Origin of the sequence: Paenibacillus sp. FSL H7-689 (assembly GCF_000517905.1) — a bacterium.
Classification (GTDB): domain Bacteria; phylum Bacillota; class Bacilli; order Paenibacillales; family Paenibacillaceae; genus Paenibacillus; species Paenibacillus amylolyticus.
Window position 1 is genome coordinate 210,796 of the sequence record NZ_ASPU01000005.1, and the last position, 17,748, is coordinate 228,543.

The following is a 17,748-nucleotide window of genomic DNA, read 5'->3' on the forward strand; positions in this document are numbered from 1 at the left end:
AGAGAGTCATTAACCGAAGCGAAAGATTCGGATTAGGGGAGGACATAGGGATGTCTTTTAAAGTGGCGTTTATCGGGGCAGGAAGTATCGGATTTACACGGGGATTGTTAAGGGATTTGCTCACGGTACCCGAGTTTAACAACATCGAGATTGCGTTCTGCGATATTAGCCAGCACAATCTGGACATGGTGACTGAGCTGTGTCAGCGGGATATCCGTGAGAATGGATTGAATATTCAGATTCAGCCAACAACGGATCGGAAAGAAGCGTTGAAAGATGCAAAATATGTACTGTGTACGATTCGTGTTGGGGGACTGGAAGCATTTGCAACCGATGTGGACATTCCACTGAAATATGGGGTAGACCAATGTGTCGGCGATACGCTGTGTGCAGGCGGGATTATGTATGGACAACGCGGAATTGCTGAGATGCTGGACATCTGTAAAGATATTCGTGAACAGAGCGCACCGGACGTGCTGCTCTTGAACTATTCCAATCCGATGGCGATGCTCACATGGGCTTGCAACAAGTACGGCGGTGTACGGACAATCGGCCTGTGTCATGGCGTACAGCATGGTCATCATCAGATTGCTGAAGCTTTTGGCTTGAAGAAGAGCGAAGTGGATATTATCTGTGCCGGCATCAACCATCAGACTTGGTATATTCAAGCGTCTCATGAGGGCAAAGACCTTACAGGTGATCTGCTCGAAGCCTTCGAGAAACATCCAGAGTACAGCCGCACCGAGAAAGTGCGGATCGATATGCTGCGCCGCTTTGGGTATTACAGCACGGAATCAAATGGTCACCTGAGTGAATATGTGCCGTGGTACCGCAAACGTCCGGAAGAGATTAACGAATGGATCGACCTGGGCAACTGGATCAATGGAGAGACAGGTGGGTATCTGCGCGTATGTACCGAGGGACGCAACTGGTTCGAGACTGATTTTCCAAACTGGATGAAGGATGAACCGATGCAATTCATTCCGGAAAAACGGGGCGAGGAGCATGGTTCGTATATTATCGAGGGACTGGAGACGGGACGTGTCTATCGTGGACATTTCAATACCGTTAACAATGGAGTCATCTCGAACCTGCCGGACGATGCGATTATTGAGGCACCGGGATATGTGGATCGCAACGGCATCTCTATGCCACATGTAGGCGATCTGCCCCTTGGCCCGGCTGCGGTATGTAATGTGAGCATTTCCGTGCAACGTCTTGCGGTTGAAGCCGCGGTGAACGGAGATGACAAATTACTTCGTCAGGCGTTCATGATGGACCCGCTCGTGGGTGCCGTATGTAATCCAAAAGAGATCTGGCAGATGGTCGACGAGATGCTGGTTGCGCAGACCAAATGGTTGCCGCAGTACGGAGATGCGATTGCAGCTGCAGAAGCAAGACTTGCTGCAGGTGACTTGATTCCAACAAAGGAATATGAAGGTGCAGCACGTCTTAAGGTGAAAACAGTGGAAGAGATGAAACAGGATCGCGATGCCGCGAACAAAAACGCGGGGGAATCCGATAAAGGGAAAGATCGCGAGAAAGTGCAGCAATAGATAAAAATGCGTAAGGGCCTCTCCAAAATTGGAGGGGCCCTGTTTATTTCTATTTTTTTCGACACCACGGATAACAAAGGCAAAAGAGGTATCACCCATGGAAACCTGCGAATTTTGAGGGGAAGTCCAGCGGGCAAAGGCTCCATAATAATGAGTACCTTTTTCCTGCGCTAACTGGAATGAACCTTCTCACAAAGAGTTGAGGGTGAGGCAGTTTTGTTTGTACTATGACTTGGAGTAGGATTACAGCCGGATAATATAAGCAAAGTTGAAAGAAATAACAATGGGGTCAATGTTCTTATCGTATTGAAGAATTTTATTTGCAAGAGAGGAATGTTACTAGTGTTACTCTTGCGATGCATATTTACCATGTGATACATATTACCTTTACAGACATAGTAATGTGTCTTATAGTATACACAGGACGGAAGAAAGTCGGTGAAACTCGTAGATGGATGTGCAAGTGATTAACAGTGATCTGATTCGGGGCAATATTGACCCCATCATTCTGAGTGTACTTATACCCGTAGATAACTATGGCTACAGCATTATTAAGGAGATCTATCGCAAGAGCGGAGAGCAGTTTGAATTGAAGGAACCTACGCTTTATTCCAGTTTGAAGAGGCTGGAGAAGAGTGGATATGTGGAGTCCTACTGGGGGGGAGAGACACAGGGAGGACGACGCAAATATTACCGAATTACAGTGCAAGGCCTCGAAGCCTACAGAGAGCAGTTTCAAGCTTGGCAGGCAGCCAAGGCACTGATTGATTGCATGATTGTCACTGGAGAAAAAGGAGATGAAGACCTATGAGATTGGATGCTCGCATCACCCGTCATGTGAATCGTCTGTTCACTCACGCACAAGATACATTAGACAATCGAGAATTAAAAGAAGAGATTCACAGCAATCTCGCTGCGCGGATTGACGATTATATCTCGCAGGGTATGAGTGAAGAGAAGGCGTTCCAGACCGCCATTCAGCATATCGCTGGTATGGATGAAGTGATGAGTGACCATCGAAGGGTACAACGTGTTCCTTACTGGACAGCGTTGTTGCAGTCTGCTCTGATTTATAGCCTCATAGCCTGGATCATTACCATTCCAATGAGAGTGCTGATGCAAGGCTCCGCCATAAACAATCTGCTTATGATCGTGAGTCTCATTGTTGGTGGCATGTATGTATTGTATCTGTTGATCAACAAGACGAACGATTCTGCAACTTCCGTGAAAACCACGGTTATTCGAATCCCTGCCTTAGTGCAGTGGAATCGCAGGATATGGTGGTTGTGGGCAGCATTAATACTCGTACTATGGGGAACGCAGGCAGCGTTGCGATTCGGAAGCAACATCTGGTTTAATCGACCCATTCAGGTGGATGGACCCTATCAGTTTGCTGTGATCGTCATTGCCTTTGCCATCCCATTACTGAGTGTCATTATTCCTTTGGTTGTGCATCGGGCGTATCGGATTGTTAGTAAGTATGAAGTGAGTGATGCGTTATGAGAATTAGAAACATATGGATTATAACACTTGTTGTGTTGGGCATCAGTGGCTTAGTGATTGTTGAAGGCTTCGTTAATCCGAAGATCGAGGCGAAACAGACTCGGTACGAGGAAGAGCAGCAGAATCCGCTGACACATAATTTTGCCGCTTTAGCCAAATATCGCAGTCCCTACATGGGTGATAATTCAAACCTTAGTCATCTGAATCAGGCTTTACCTTTACGTGAAAGATTGAATGGTTACCAACTGTACCCGGAGACGTTCACAGCTCAAGTGAATTATAGCTTGGATACGCGTGAGATGGATGCAGAGGAACTTGAGCGGATACTCGTATATAATGCGGTTGCGAACTTTGTTATGATCGATAATCTGGAGCAGATCGTCTACCAGTTTGACAATACCAGCCAGACCTTACGTCGTGAATCTGCCCAACAATGGACAGGTACGGAATTAAAGGAGCTTCAGAATTCGGAGTTATGGAATTCGACTGTACGCGAGAAGCTGGTGGAACCGGGACAAGTGAAAGAGGCTTTTTCACAGATTGTTGCCAATTAAGCTGCATGAAATAGAAGGAAATAGGCAACATACTCGACTCTTCTCCCATGCTATGTTATTATAAATCTCTGATAACGTGGTAACGAACTAAAGCGTTTGGGTTTTGGTTATAGACATGGAGGGGTTCGAGAGATGAGAAAAAAAGCGATTCTACTATTATTCATTAGTATATGTGTATTGATTGTGGCTGGTTGTTCCAGTTCCGCAAGCAAAGACGATAACACGATTGTTGTAGGAATTGATGACAAGTTTGCTCCAATGGGTTTCCGGGACGAGCAGAATGAAATTGTTGGTTTTGATATTGATTACGCAAGAGCTGCAGCGGAGAAAATGGGTAAAGAAATCACATTCCAGCCAATCGACTGGTCTTCCAAAGAATCAGAGCTGAACAGTGGCCGGATCGACATGATCTGGAACGGGTACACCATTACAGATGAGCGTAAAGAGAAAGTGCTCTTCACGAAGCCGTATCTGGAAAACAGTCAAGTTGCTATTACCTTGGCAGACTCACCAATTACGAAGCTGGATGAACTCGATGGCAAAAATGTGGGATTGCAGGCGCTGTCCTCAGCGGCAGATGCACTGGCAGCAAGTCCCCTGAAGGATAAAGTGAAAGCTTCCGAATTCAAGGATAACGTGCTTGCACTGACGGATCTGAAGACAAAACGTCTGGATGCGGTCATCATTGATGAAGTGGTAGCGAGATACTACATGTCCAAAGAAGAGGGAACATTCAAACTGATGGATGAATCTCTTGCACCGGAACAATATGGCATTGGTATCAAAAAAGGCAATGAAGAGCTTCTGAATCAGCTGCAAAAAGCACTTGATGAGCTCAATGCAGATGGAACAGCAGCTAAAATCTCCACCCAATGGTTGGGTGAAGACAAGGTTCTGAAATAGGCAGGATACACACCTGATATATAGTTAGAAACAAAACGGACCCCGTATTCCACGCTGGAGTGATTCATGCCCCAGAGGAATGCGGGGTTAACAGATTAGAGGAGACAAAATAATGAGTTGGGATTATCTATCGACCATTTTAAAACCGATGCTAGAGGGTGCACAGACCACCATTTTCATGTTCTTGCTGGCGATCGTGTTATCTGTGCCGCTTGGATTTGCAGTCACGCTCGCGATGAGAAGCCAAATTAAACCGCTGGCGTGGATTGCCCATACCTACGTCTACGTGATGCGAGGAACACCGCTACTGCTCCAAATTCTATTCTTCTGCTTCGGTTTACCGTTGCTTCCGGTGATTGGAGAGTATCTGGTGTTTGATCGTTTTGTTGCAGCGGGGATTGCGTTCATCCTAAACTATGCGGCGTACTTCGCTGAAATCTTCAGGGGCGGACTGCTTTCCATTGATAAAGGGCAACATGAGGCAGCGAAGGTACTTGGGTTAACAAAGTGGCAAACGATGACTAAAGTCATTATTCCTCAGATGATTCGTGTAGTATTGCCCGCAACGGCCAATGAGTCCATTACGCTCATCAAGGATACGGCACTGCTCTATGCCGTGGCTGTACCTGAGCTGTTGTATTATGCACAAGCGGCGGTGAATCGCGACTTGCAGCTGATCCCTTTCTTCGTGGCAGCGGTTATGTATCTGCTCATGACACTCGTACTCACAGTGTTGTTCAAGCTACTTGAGAAGCGGTTTTCATTTGAATAAATTAAATCTGATCAATCAAAGGACTGTCTGCATATGACACATATAATAGAAGTAAAAGAGTTGAGAAAATCTTTCGGTACCCTTGATGTGCTGAAGCAGGTATCCTTCAACGTGGAACCAGGAGAAGTAATTGCCGTGATTGGACCTTCCGGTTCGGGTAAAAGTACAATGCTGCGCAGCCTAATTCATCTGGAGGATATTTCGGGCGGAACGATTCGTATTCAGGATCAGACGCTGGTTGATAATGGTCGTTACGCGGGTGCCGCAGATATTCACAAGATGACGGATCGCATGGGCATGGTGTTTCAGCATTTTAACTTGTTCCCGCATCTGACTGTGCAGGCTAATCTGGAACTCGCACCGAAGACTTTGAAAAAAGAAAGTTCAAGCGTCATTCGGTACCGCAGTCTGGAATTACTCGGCAAAGTAGGGCTGTCGGACAAGGCCGATGTCTATCCAGCCAATCTGTCCGGTGGACAGAAACAGCGTGTAGCTATTGCCCGCGCACTCATGATGCAACCGGATATCCTCCTGTTCGATGAGCCTACGTCGGCACTCGATCCGGAGCTGACCGGGGAAGTGTTACGCGTAATCAAACAGCTTGCACAGGAAAATATGACCATGATGATTGTCACGCATGAGATGGGCTTCGCCCGTGACGTTGCGGATCGTGTATTTTTCATGGATAACGGCGAGATCGCAGAGGCAGGTCCGCCAGAGCAGATCTTTGGCAATCCAAAGCTTGCACGTACCCGGACGTTTTTACAGCGGGTGGAAGTGGAAGGATAGAAGGCATTCCAAATCTAAGAAATGTCAAAAGAACGCAATCCTATGAGTAATAAGGGATTGCGTTCTTTTTTTTGAAAGTAATAGCTTATGTCCACAGGTATATGTTCCAGATCATCAATACCAGGGTCAACACGATATAAGTTACTACATTCCAACGTGTTCGAATTCGATAAGTGGTGTAACTCATGATTCCAAACAAAACAATACTAAAACATAATACCGCTACATTATTTTGATAAAAAGCAATAAGTAGAAGCATGACAATCATAAGTATGTTCATTACTTTATCGATTTTCATCGTAGTGATCCCCCAAAGATACTCAGAAAAGTATTACGACTATAATAATATCTATATGTTAGAGGTATTCTTGATTTATATCTTCACACGGATAAACGGTTCTTAAATTCATATCCTTGAAGTACAATCAATAAGCTTATGGATTAAGATATGTGACCGGGATGATGGGGATAAAATAAATCTAATGGTAATTCATAATTAGAATAATATGGATATTGTTATTCCTATTAATCGATTATAATGAACATACTTAATAAACAGGGAGGATTTACCTTGGAACATCGCGAAAATGATGTGGATCGTTATTATAACGACACACTTCCACCACCACCTTATGTAATACCAAAAACCAATAGCAAATCGATTGCAGCTCTTGTCTTGGGGATATTGTCCATCGTGATTCCATACGTGGGATTACTGATTGGTATTGTTGCCATCATCATTGCCTCCATATCACTCAAAGAAATTAAGAACCGCATGGAGCAGGGCAGAGGATTAGCCATTGCTGGGCTTGTCTGTGGAATCATCAGTGTAGCGTTATATATATTGTTGATTGCGCTCGTACTGTTATTTACTTTCGCTGTTTCGAGTTCTGATATGTACTCTACATACTAGAAATATGAAGTTAGCAAACTTAGATTGTATCTCCAACTAAAAAAGCAAAGGCGTACTTTAATTCACACCCCTTGTTGTCCAGAAGAGGGTGGAGCTTAGGTACACGCCTTTGCTTTTTATTTTACTTTTTACATATGAAGTACGACCTCACCGCTAACGTCCTCAACCTCACGGGTGCGATGCACCATGAAATACGTTAAGGTTCCTCCAAGGCCAATCACAGCAAAGATGCACAGAATCCCGATCTGATCCCAAGCCACGCCGAACTGTCCACTTGAGATGACTGCTTTATAACCTGTTACCGAATAGGTCATAGGCAGCCAAGGGTTGAATACTTTCAGCCAATTGGGAATCAGTTCGAGCGGGAAGGTGCCCGCGCTGGTCGTAAGTTGGAAGATCAGCATCAGAATAGCAATGAAACGACCCGGATTCTCCAGCCATGTCACCAGTGCCTGAATGATGTACATGAAGCTTAGACTGGTAACAAAGCTGAACAAGAGGAACAATGGAACGCTCTGAACATTCAGACCTAAACCGTACAAGACCAGCCATGAAGCAAGCAGGGACTGTACAGCACTCATGAGCGTGAAGGACAGCGTTTTACTCACAAAACGATTCCAGCCACTTGCCTCACTAACTGTGCTGCCGCGTGTTGGCACTACCAATGTGGCAATCAATGCCCCGACAAACAGTCCGAGTGACAGAAAGTATGGCGAGAATCCTGTACCATAGTTAGGTACCTCATTATATTTATGCTCATCGACTTGAACAGGCTCTGCATACATGGTTACCAGTTCATCGGTCTTCTTCACACTACCCGTCTGCTCAGCCGCTTCATTCAGCTTGGTGGCAAGTTCGCCAGAGCCGTCCATTAGCTTAAGCGTACCTTCTTTTAATTGACCGGCGCCGTCATCGAGCTTATGTGAGCCATCTGCCAGGGTTGAGATTCCTTCTGTAAGCTGGCTTACACCTGCAACCAGTTTGCCTGCACCAGCATTCAATTGAGCTGAACCATCCGCAAGTTTGGCTCCTCCAGCGGCTGCTTCGGATAATTTGGAATTGAATTGTTTCAGCCCTGTTGCAAGCTTTTCTTGTCCGGCGGACAACTGCGTAGCTCCTTGTACCAGTTGTTGTTCACCCTGTACCAACTGACTGCTGCCTTGATGTAGTTGCTGTTGTGCAGCATACAGGTGTTGGCTGCCAGCGACTAATTGCTGTCCACCCTGATACACTTGTTCGCTGCCGGCGGCTACGGCCTGACTGGCTGCCAGTAGCTGCTGCACAGCAGGACTTGCGGCCAGTTCCGGACTGGCTTCAGCTAATTGGGCAAGCCCTTGTGCAACCGCTTTGGCACCCTCGCTAACTTTGCCACTGCCCTCAACAGAACTTTGCAGCCCAGCAGTCAGCTTTGCACTGCCTTCCTCGGAAGCCGCCAGTCCTGCATCCAGCTTGGATGCGCCTTCCTGAGCGGATTGAAGGCCAGCCTGTAGCTGTTTGCCGCCTGTTTCAGCTTGTGTTGCTCCATCACTTAACTTCGTGCCTGCTGCTGCCAATTGGGACAGCCCACTGGATAGGGCGCTTGCGCCAGTATGAAGATCACCTGTGCCTTGGGAGAGAGTGGACGTACCTTCTTTTAAGGAAACTATGCCCGTTTCGAGTTTGTCGGTGCCTGCGGCCAGTTTAGACAGGTTCTCTTTTAATGTAGCAGCACCCTCATCCAGCTTAATCGCACCATCATGAATCTGACCTGCGCCATCTCCGGCATCCGCCAAACCGCCAGAGATTTTTTCGACCTGATCCAATAGTGTTTCGGTATACGATTCTGTGACTTTGGCAGCGACTTTGGAGCGAATCTGTTTGACCGCCGTGCCGCCAATCTGACCCGCAAGGAAGTTGTATCCTTCATTTGGCTCATAGATCAGGTCTGCCGGCTCAGGGTGCTCATCCATCAGGGTTGTTGCTTTGGTGGAAAAGTCCTCCGGAATCACAATCGTCATATAATACGTGTTGGCCTGCATACCTTGTTCTGCTTGTTCACGAGTCACGAATTGCCAGTCGAAATCGTCACTTTTTTTCAATTCATCGACCAGATTCTGACCGACCTCGAGTGATTTGTCATTGTAGACTGCACCCTGATCCGTGTTGACCACGGCCACAGGTAACTCATTCATTTTGCCATAGGGGTCCCAGAATGCGTTCAGGAACAGGCCACTATACAGCACCGGAATGAACAGTACAACGAGAATTGGAATAAATACTTTTGGTTTCTTAAAGGCGGACTTCAGATCCTGCCCAAATACGTGGAATGATTTCATCATGTTCTCTCCCTATCCATACGCTAATCCGTTTGTTCTATCTCTATTATGTGTTGAATCTCTATAAGTTGAACTAAAGATTATTTACACTGACACTACGATGACAGAATAACCTTCCAATCGCTGTTATCCCCAGATTTTTTGATTCCCTTTTCTTAAAGGGAAAATCCGGTGATAAAGGCGAACGCTTCGCTTTTTCAGGTTTTTTCTGTCCTCTCCGTTATCCTGTAAATGATTAGTTTAACTTATATAGTGGCATGCCTTTCTCGATGTGGAGGATAAGCCATTCTTGAGAAAGAGGCCCACAAAATCCTTGATCTGATCTTTGTGCAACGTAGGATGCGCTTTGTTCCAATCCGAGGTTAAGGTGACATACAGCTTCAGCAGGACAAAAGAAACCAACTTGGGATCATCCCTGCGAATCTGCTCTAGCTCCATGGCACGGCTCACTTGACGCTCCAAATATTCGAGAATGGCTGTCTCCACTTTTTGCAAACCTTCCTTGGCCTGCGGTGTACCGAACTCGTTAACCTCCTGAAAGAGTTTGATCAACAGCTCATGTTCCTCCCGATACTCCAGCAAAGAATCCATACTCATATGCACGTTATCCAGAAAGGAGTTCTCTTCCTTCACGGTCTGCTCCGTAATCTGTCTCATATCTGCAATGATCGAGCGCAGAATCTCGCTGAACAGTTCTTCTTTATTATCGAAAAAAGTATAGATCGTTCCCTTGCCCACATTGGCAAGTCTCGCAACCTGCTCCATCGTTGTGGCTTTGTAGCCAAACAAGGCAAAGGATTTCTCGGCAGAATCCATCACCTGTTGCCTTCGATCTATCGTTTTCATCGCATATACACCTCCTTATATGTTGAAAGGTAATGGGTAAGGTAACCCTATTTTTTTGACCGATTTACTATTATGGTCAGTTGGTCGTTAACAACTGTAGCACTTGAGCAGGGAAGGTGGATGTGATCTTTGTCATAATGTGGGCTGGGGGATGAAAACAATAAATGAGTAGAGGAAAGTACGGATGAGGAGTTACTATAATATGGAAAAGTGCTATATATATCAGTTATAGAGTTGAATAGCTATAATAGCAAAGGGTGGCGAAGAAACAGTAAATATTAAAATACAGCAAAGAATGAGGAGTACGTATGGAACACGTTTTATGGACGATCTATCTTGGATTGCTTGGCACAGCATCACTCTCGTATCTTATTAAAGGAAAGTATAAGTCTAAACTTAGCAAAATCGATTTTGTCGTATCCGTTATTACATGGATAGGGTTGCTAGGATATGTAACGGAAACAGCTATTTTAAATCCTTCTTTGTGGAAATTTATTACTGTGACAGCTCTGTTATGGGATGTATTATTCGCAATGCTTTTAAAGGATAACGAAGGGGAAGAGATTTTGGATGGATTACCAATTATGACGAGGAGAGTTTGGATGTTGATAACATTAGTTATCGCGATTGGACCTCTATACTATGGGCTGTTTAGATATGCTTTCTCTTAAGTGGAGAACTTCTTATATATTTTATTAATAATGTAACTTAATGGTACAATTCTGCGTCCAAACTCTAAGAGCCAGATTATATATTAGAGTGAGAGGAGGTCTACCTTGAAATATTTCTCCTACCTCCTGATGATGTGTCTTGTCCTAATGGGTTGTTCCGATTCATCATTGGAAAGCAACGATACAGTACCAGACCGAATTCAAAGAGAGGGACAGACGATGACGGCAACCAGACAATTGGGTGATTATGAACTCCGATTAAATGTCCAACAATTTGGTGATCACGACTTCACTTTTAAACCGGGGATAAGGTATAGGGGACAAGATGCCAACCACGAGATTTTCCATTCGAAACAGCTTTTCGATATTGATCTTCAAATGGATGGAAAGACGCTTCTCCCACCGAGGTCAAGTACCAGTGAAGAATTGGCAACCGAATTAAAGAAAGATAGCTGGTATTCAGAAGAAGTTGAAATAATCCTTACACCGGAGCAGGTTCAATATATATCGAATGGTGAGGCCGATCTTATTCTTAATGCTGGATTTCGATCCGAACAATCTGGCTACAATGACGAGAAAAAGATGATTATAAGTGGGGAAGACATACTGTTTAAACAAGTAGATGCTGATCAAAAGGAATAAAACACCTGATAACAACAAAAAACCAAGGCTTCGAGTTAGTCACTCATGAGCCTTGGTTTTTTACTGTGTCGTATTCTTGTTAGCTGTTTCGTATTAATTCTATTCTGCGCGTACTTTAAAGAATGAAATCAGTTCTTGAAGTTGCTCGGATACAACCGAGAGCTCATCGGAGGCACTCACAATGGCTGCCATGGAGGCTTCCTGCTCATCAATTGACTGCTCAATTTGTTTACTGCTGCTTGCTGCTTTGCTGACATTGGCAGACAGTTCATCGGCCGTGGCAGACATTTCCTGTGTGCTTGCCGAGATTTCTTCAGTAGAACTGGAGATATCCTGAATCTGGTTTGCAACTTTATTCGTAGCAGTCAGAATATTCTCGAAGAATACACCAGTCTCTTGGGTAACTTCCAAGCCTTTGGTAACTTCCTTGGAACCCAACTGCATCGCTTCGGAAGACTGCATGATATCCCGTTGAATTTCTTCAATTAACTGTCGAATTTGCTTCGCTGATTCCTGCGATTGCTCTGCCAGGTTACGTACCTCGCCTGCAACCACCGCAAAACCTCTTCCTTCTTCACCTGCGCGGGCTGCCTCGATTGAAGCGTTAAGTGCAAGCAAGTTGGTTTGTCCAGCAATCTCCGTAATCACGTTAACAATGTTGCTAATCTGGTTCGAGTTATTTTCCAAAGACTGAATCGAGTTTGACGTATTTTGCACCGCACCCGAGATCAGGCGCATCTGCTCAATGACTTGTTGCATCACCACATTACCTGTGCTGGAGCGCTGCTCCATGCTGAGTGCTTCATCTGCCACATCGGCTGAGCTACTGGCGATCGTCTGCACTACCGTTGACATCTCTGTCATGGCACGTGCGTTCTCCACAGTGGCTTTGTCTTGTGACACCAGTCCAGTGGATATTTCCCGAATATTGGTGCTGATGGATTGAATGTTCACATTATTTTTCTCCGAAATGCCCAGCAGTTGTTTGGAAGATTCCGAGAGGTGATGTGAAGCATTCTGTACTTTATAGATGGTTGTATTGAAGCGATGGATCATCGCATTAAACTTCTCGTTGATGATACCCAGATCATCTCGCCCGGTATCGATGGTTACGTCCAGATTACCCGTGCTGACTTCTTCGATCCCTTTCATCAGATTGCGGATCGGAAGCAACGTTCTTTTCAGCAAAATGAATTGCAACACCATGAACAGGATCAGGAAACCGATCAGGAACATCAAGCCGTACGTAAGCAGTTTGTTCAGGCCTTTTGGAACGGCACTTGCATCTACATCGAAGTAAAGAGCAGCATACATGGAGCCGTCTGCGTTATTAATCGGATAGATCAGAGTGGTCCAGGTTCCGTACTCATCCGTGTAGAAATCACTGAAGGCAGGTTTTCCGTCCTTTTTCATCTGTTCCAGCACTACGACGTTATTCTGAGGCAGCGGGTACATGGCACCTGCGGGCAGATTACCTTCCTCGAATGGTTCCAACAGATTCGTTGGAATCGCGATGATGGACGTTCCATTTCCTTGCTCAAGTTCTGAACCAAAAATGTACGCTTGCGCGATGTTTGGATAGAATTCATGGATGGAATCGAGATAAGTTTTCATTTCCAGCTGTACAGGACCGGAGTAGCTTTTTTCCTTAGCCGCTTCTGCCACTTTGGCAGTGTCGAGATCATCGTACCATTTCTGGGTGATGACGGTAGCCTGGTCGTGCAACTGTTCAACCAAGATATTTTTTTGCAATTGATACGCGGCAGTAATCAGAATTACACCGATCAACATGATGCTGCCGAATGAAATCACCAAATTTTTGATAAAGAAAGGCATGGTACTCCAGCGAAGCTTATTAAACAAGATGGTTCACTCCTTCTACGATTGTGACGAAGGACTTACCCTGGGTGTTGTACACGCTATGTAATTGTTGACTTAAAAACTGTGAAATCGTCCCTAAATATCCTGTCTGATCAAATTCTCTTTTGTTTCTAAAAGTTTTTCGTAATGGGTTTTGCTATTCACGTATATGAACTCCAGGTAAGTTCTACTCTTCAGATATATCGTTATATAGGCATATTAATATTAGATATTTGCATCAAAATAGGACTTATGAACCGGTTCCAAGGTTATAATTGCGCTTTTTTTCATTATATTTCTTGTATATCCATGAAAATTTCATAGTGATACATATCATTTTTGATCGCGTTTAAGATTCACTAAAGGTTTGTCCCCTACCATGGTTACATAAGCCTCAGTTGCTTAACAGAAACCCAAGAAGGAGGATTCATCATTTGAATATTTTATTACGCAAAGCTGCAGTAACGGCATTATCCGTGACGATGGTAACGACATCTTTTGGCCTGATCGGAAGTCCGAATGCGGCATTTGCCGCAGAAAGTACAGCGACAACCACGAGTGTAGGTGTGACGCAAGCTTATGAATCGTTGTTTCAGACGGATAACGTCATTGATGTGAATGTAACGATTGATGATGCAGACTGGAAGAGCATGCTCGAAAGTCCGCTGGATAAGGATTATAAGAATGTTAGTGTGGAAGTGGACGGCAACAAGCTGGACAATGTCGGTTTCTCCACCAAGGGCAATCTGACCCTGAAAGCTGTAGCCTCAATGGAAGATTCGGACCGTTACAGCTTCAGACTGAAGTTTGATAAATATGACAAAACACAAACCCTACTTGGACTGGACAAAATGGTACTGAACAATAACTACGCCGATCCATCGTATATGCGTGAGGTACTTCACTACGAAGCACTGCGGAGCATTGGCATGGATGTACCGATGACGAACTATGTTAATCTGTACGTTAACGGCGAGCTTGTTGGTTTCTATACTGGCGTTGAAGCGGTGGATGATAGCTATCTGGAGCGCAACTACGGTGAGGATTACGAAGAAGGTGTCCTCTATGATACGGATGAGAAGAGTTATCTTCAATATGAAGAGGACAGTGACTACAGTACAATCACCAAAGATTTGGGTACGGATAAGGACAAAGCCAAACTCAAAACCTTCATCCAAACGCTTAACGAGATGCCAGAAGGTGAAAAAGGTGATATTGAAAGTGTACTGGACGTGGATTCAGCGCTTCAATATATTGCAGGCAACATGGTTTTTGGCAACTATGACAGCTATAACGGCGACAAAGGACATAACTACATGCTCTACAGTGATGCCGCGGGCAAGTTCACCGTTGTTCCTTGGGACTTCAACATGTCCTTCAACGGGTACTCGGGTGGAGGTGGACGTGGCACAACAACCGGATCAACCACGACCAACACCAACGCAACAAACGTATCTGTGGACGAGCCGGTACTAGGCATTAACATGGAAAATGTACCGATGATTAATAACCTGCTTGCTGTGCCGGAGTATAAGGAAAAATATTTGAGCTACGTCAATGAACTGACAGACTATATGGAAGGCATTCAGGATCGTATCACTGGCCTTGCCAATGAGATTCGTCCTTATGTGGAAGCAGACCCAACGAAGTTTTATACGACAGAACAGTTTGAATCCAACATCGCTTATTCTGCAAATGCAGACGCGGCAGGTGGTATGGGCGGTACACCACCAGCAGGATTTGAAGGCATGACCCCACCTGAAGGCATGGAAGGTATGACTCCTCCAGATGGAACAACACCTCCAACTCAGCCGGGTGCTGCAACTGGAAACGGTACAACAGATGCAACAACGGGTACAGATAATACGCAGACACGCCCTAGTGGTAACTTTGGCGGTGGGGGCGGAGGCATGGGCTCCATGGCAGCCGGGTCACTGACGACATTTGCACTGAACCGTCTTGCGAATCTGCAAGAGCAACTTGGACGTGAAGTGACGCCTTTACCTGAGACTTCGGAAGAGACAGGTTCGAATACCTCATTTGGAACAAACGACAAAACCATTACCGTAACACTCGATGGTAAATCGATCACATTCCCGGATCAGGACCCGCTGCAGCAAAGTGGCCGAGTGATGGTACCTGTGAACGCAATTCTCGAAGCACTAGGTGCAGAAGTCACTTGGGACAAAACGGCGAAGTCGGTAACAGCTGTTCTGAATGACCAGACCCTTGTGCTCAAGATCGGAAGCAGCACCGCAACCGTAAATGGAGAGACACTCGAAATTGATGCACCAGCGATCATTCAAAACAGTCGCACACTCGTGCCTGTACGCTTCATCTCAGAAGGTCTGGGACTTACCGTGGACTGGGATCAAACCGCTGCACAAGTAAGCCTTACATCCAAATAAGAGATATTTCCTGCAGATCACCGTTGTTGTATGGAGAATAAGAAAGGGATTCGATGGTCAGATCGAATCCCTTTTTGTTCTGCTTTTCAGGTTAGACGGAGCGAACATCCAGCAAAATCCGGCCTCGTCCATGTCTGGCCTCACTTTTGGCATGCGCTTGATTCGCTTCACTTAAAGGGAAGATGGAATCAATCTCTGAGCGGAGGGAACCGTTAGCGATTAGCTGAGCGATTGTGTACAGATCCTCTGATGTCGGGAATTTGGAATTAAACTTGGCTGTAACACCATACTGCGCTGCTTTTTCGGCAGAAGGCAGTTGAGTTAATGATACCAGTCGGCCCCCAGGTTTCAGAACACCCCATGAGCGATCTTCGATCTCTCCACCAACAGCTTCAACAACCAGATCTACATTGCTTACCAGCTCTTCAAACAAGGTTGTCTTGTAATTAATCACTTGATCGGCACCCAATGAAGTAACAAAATCAACATTGGCACCAGACGCGGTAGCAATAACATGAGCGCCTTTCCATTTTGCCAGTTGCACTGCGAATTGTCCGACACCGCCCGCAGCAGCGTGGATCAGAACGGTTTGCCCGGCTTCCAACTCACCTTCGGTGAACAGTGCTTTCCATGCAGCTTCAGCTCCGCCTTTAATGGTCGCAGCATCCTCAAAACTCAGGTCGTCTGGCATATGCACCAAATCCTGAGCAGGAGCCATACCATACTCGGCATAACTACCCTTCACATTACCAAAAACACGATCTCCCGACTGAAAGGTATCAACACCTTCTCCCACGATTTCAACGATGCCAGACATGGCCGTTCCGGGTGTATAAGGCAGCTCTTTGACAAACACGTCCTGCAACCAGCCGTTACGAATCTTCCAGTCCAGTGGAATGGCTCCTGCATACTGAATGCGTACCAGAACTTCGCCGGCAGGTGGCTGGGGCTTATGGACTTCCTGTTCGAACTGTAATGTATCGGGTCCTCCGTATTGATGAATCTGAATAGCTTTCATTTTGGATGTATGCATTGTGTACACGCTCCATTCGTTAAGGAAATTTAGGATAGGGATGAATCAATCTGTGCAGCAATTTTCTGTGAAAGAGATAACAGTAAGTTCTTTTCTTCCTCGGAGAGGCCAGCTGTGGTGATCTGCTCCACTTGGCGCCAGGCGTTATTCACTTGATCCTCCAGTGCGTGTCCGGCTTCTGTCAGGGATACAATGGTCACCCGTCCATCGGTTTTGGACCGACTCCGAGTAACGAGACCGGCATCTTCCAGCCGGCGAACAGACTTGGCTACGGTTGAGTGGTCCAGGCGAAGTGTGCGTCCCAATGAATTTTGGGATTGATGGTCTTGGGCATATAACTGCATCAGCATAATCTCTTGACCGGGAAAAAGCCCGGTATCCCGAATCAACTGCGCAGCAAGACCCTTGTGGGAGCGTGCCAGAGCAAAAATGCTAAAGCTGATGGGATACTGCGCTACTGCACTGAATTCCTCATTATTTAATTCCTGGAGATTATCAGGCTTTTTGAAATCATCTTTGGCTGCCATCATGTACCTCAACTTTCTTAATTGTGTTGTCGGCAACATAAATATAACACTTGAATATGTGGTTGGCAACATAAATATAACTAAACACTTCTACATGAAACGTAGAGGACAGAAAGAACCTGAAGAAGCGGAACGTTCGCCTAAAAGCTTTCTGAGCAAGCTGCATCGGAAGCATATGTTATCCCCGGATCTACCCCTTTATAAAAGGAATCGAAAAATCTGGGGATAACAGCGATCGGAAGGTTGTTCTGTCATCGGAGTGTCCAGTGTAAATATTCTTTAGTTCAACTTATAAAGCTCCTCTAAATTTCCAGAGATCAGATCATTCTCACATAATTATGGAGAAAGCGGAAAAACTTTGATTTTTAATTTTGATTACTGTGATAAAAGTCACTGAAATATTATAAATATTGTGAAGTCTCCTACCGATAAGACTATAGTGATATTCGAAACGGA

General features: G+C 45.4%; 16 protein-coding genes. 11 read left to right on the forward strand and 5 right to left on the reverse strand.

What is annotated here, in order from left to right; genetic code table 11:
- Nucleotides 1–50: 50 nt before the first annotated feature.
- The 8 genes from C170_RS03600 (at nucleotide 51) to C170_RS03640 (ending at nucleotide 6,990) form a co-directional block, all read left to right on the forward strand.
- Nucleotides 51–1,556, forward strand: coding sequence for an alpha-glucosidase/alpha-galactosidase (locus C170_RS03600; protein WP_036606325.1), 1,506 nt, complete (start codon nucleotides 51–53; stop codon nucleotides 1,554–1,556).
- A gap of 451 nt (nucleotides 1,557–2,007) precedes the next feature.
- The gene (locus C170_RS03605) at nucleotides 2,008–2,367 is read left to right on the forward strand and encodes a PadR family transcriptional regulator (protein ID WP_036606331.1); all 360 of its coding nucleotides are present in this window, start codon (nucleotides 2,008–2,010) and stop codon (nucleotides 2,365–2,367) included.
- Nucleotides 2,364–3,059, forward strand: coding sequence for a permease prefix domain 1-containing protein (locus C170_RS03610; RefSeq protein ID WP_036606336.1), 696 nt, complete (start codon nucleotides 2,364–2,366; stop codon nucleotides 3,057–3,059). The genes C170_RS03605 and C170_RS03610 overlap by 4 nt, the downstream gene beginning before the upstream one ends.
- Nucleotides 3,056–3,613, forward strand: coding sequence for a DUF4825 domain-containing protein (locus C170_RS03615; protein WP_036606342.1), 558 nt, complete (start codon nucleotides 3,056–3,058; stop codon nucleotides 3,611–3,613). Before C170_RS03610 ends, C170_RS03615 begins: the two co-directional genes overlap by 4 nt.
- A gap of 132 nt (nucleotides 3,614–3,745) precedes the next feature.
- Nucleotides 3,746–4,516 carry an amino acid ABC transporter substrate-binding protein gene (locus C170_RS03620; RefSeq protein WP_036606344.1) on the forward strand — a complete coding sequence of 257 codons (771 nt, stop codon included), beginning with the start codon at nucleotides 3,746–3,748 and terminating at the stop codon, nucleotides 4,514–4,516.
- A gap of 112 nt (nucleotides 4,517–4,628) precedes the next feature.
- Nucleotides 4,629–5,288 carry an amino acid ABC transporter permease gene (locus tag C170_RS03625; RefSeq protein ID WP_036606346.1) on the forward strand — a complete coding sequence of 220 codons (660 nt, stop codon included), beginning with the start codon at nucleotides 4,629–4,631 and terminating at the stop codon, nucleotides 5,286–5,288.
- Nucleotides 5,289–5,321: 33 nt separating this feature from the next.
- On the forward strand, nucleotides 5,322–6,077 hold the full coding sequence (locus C170_RS03630) for an amino acid ABC transporter ATP-binding protein (RefSeq protein ID WP_036606348.1): 756 nt from the start codon (nucleotides 5,322–5,324) through the stop codon (nucleotides 6,075–6,077).
- A 571-nt stretch (nucleotides 6,078–6,648) separates the two neighbouring features.
- Nucleotides 6,649–6,990, forward strand: a complete 342-nt coding sequence (locus C170_RS03640) for a DUF4190 domain-containing protein (RefSeq protein WP_036606353.1) — start codon at nucleotides 6,649–6,651, stop codon at nucleotides 6,988–6,990.
- Between the two features lie 128 nt (nucleotides 6,991–7,118).
- On the opposite strand, the gene C170_RS03645 is transcribed toward C170_RS03640, so the two are convergent.
- Both C170_RS03645 and C170_RS03650 read right to left on the reverse strand, forming a co-directional pair.
- Nucleotides 7,119–9,305 carry a YhgE/Pip family protein gene (locus tag C170_RS03645; RefSeq protein ID WP_036606355.1) on the reverse strand — a complete coding sequence of 729 codons (2,187 nt, stop codon included), beginning with the start codon at nucleotides 9,303–9,305 and terminating at the stop codon, nucleotides 7,119–7,121.
- A gap of 240 nt (nucleotides 9,306–9,545) precedes the next feature.
- Complete coding sequence (locus C170_RS03650) at nucleotides 9,546–10,151, reverse strand: TetR/AcrR family transcriptional regulator (protein ID WP_036606357.1); 606 nt, start codon at nucleotides 10,149–10,151, stop codon at nucleotides 9,546–9,548.
- 308 nt (nucleotides 10,152–10,459) lie between these two features.
- Here C170_RS03650 and C170_RS03655 point away from each other — a divergent pair, with 308 nt between their 5' ends.
- Together C170_RS03655 and C170_RS03660 are read left to right on the forward strand one after the other, a co-directional pair.
- Nucleotides 10,460–10,822, forward strand: coding sequence for a hypothetical protein (locus C170_RS03655; protein ID WP_036606359.1), 363 nt, complete (start codon nucleotides 10,460–10,462; stop codon nucleotides 10,820–10,822).
- 105 nt (nucleotides 10,823–10,927) lie between these two features.
- Nucleotides 10,928–11,464 (forward strand): hypothetical protein, encoded by a 537-nt coding sequence (locus C170_RS03660; RefSeq protein ID WP_036606361.1) that lies wholly within the window; start codon nucleotides 10,928–10,930, stop codon nucleotides 11,462–11,464.
- A 99-nt stretch (nucleotides 11,465–11,563) separates the two neighbouring features.
- Here the strand turns inward: C170_RS03660 and C170_RS03665 are convergent, their stop codons facing one another.
- Nucleotides 11,564–13,300 carry a methyl-accepting chemotaxis protein gene (locus C170_RS03665; RefSeq protein WP_036606543.1) on the reverse strand — a complete coding sequence of 579 codons (1,737 nt, stop codon included), beginning with the start codon at nucleotides 13,298–13,300 and terminating at the stop codon, nucleotides 11,564–11,566.
- A 458-nt stretch (nucleotides 13,301–13,758) separates the two neighbouring features.
- Between C170_RS03665 and C170_RS03670 the strand changes: the two genes are divergently transcribed.
- Complete coding sequence (locus C170_RS03670; RefSeq protein ID WP_036606362.1) at nucleotides 13,759–15,732, forward strand: CotH kinase family protein; 1,974 nt, start codon at nucleotides 13,759–13,761, stop codon at nucleotides 15,730–15,732.
- A gap of 91 nt (nucleotides 15,733–15,823) precedes the next feature.
- Here the strand turns inward: C170_RS03670 and C170_RS03675 are convergent, their stop codons facing one another.
- Nucleotides 15,824–16,765 carry an NADP-dependent oxidoreductase gene (locus C170_RS03675; protein WP_051446982.1) on the reverse strand — a complete coding sequence of 314 codons (942 nt, stop codon included), beginning with the start codon at nucleotides 16,763–16,765 and terminating at the stop codon, nucleotides 15,824–15,826.
- Nucleotides 16,766–16,794: 29 nt separating this feature from the next.
- Nucleotides 16,795–17,295: a MarR family winged helix-turn-helix transcriptional regulator gene (locus C170_RS03680; RefSeq protein WP_235200707.1), complete on the reverse strand. Its 501-nt coding sequence runs from the start codon at nucleotides 17,293–17,295 to the stop codon at nucleotides 16,795–16,797.
- Between the last annotated feature and the right edge of the window lie 453 nt (nucleotides 17,296–17,748).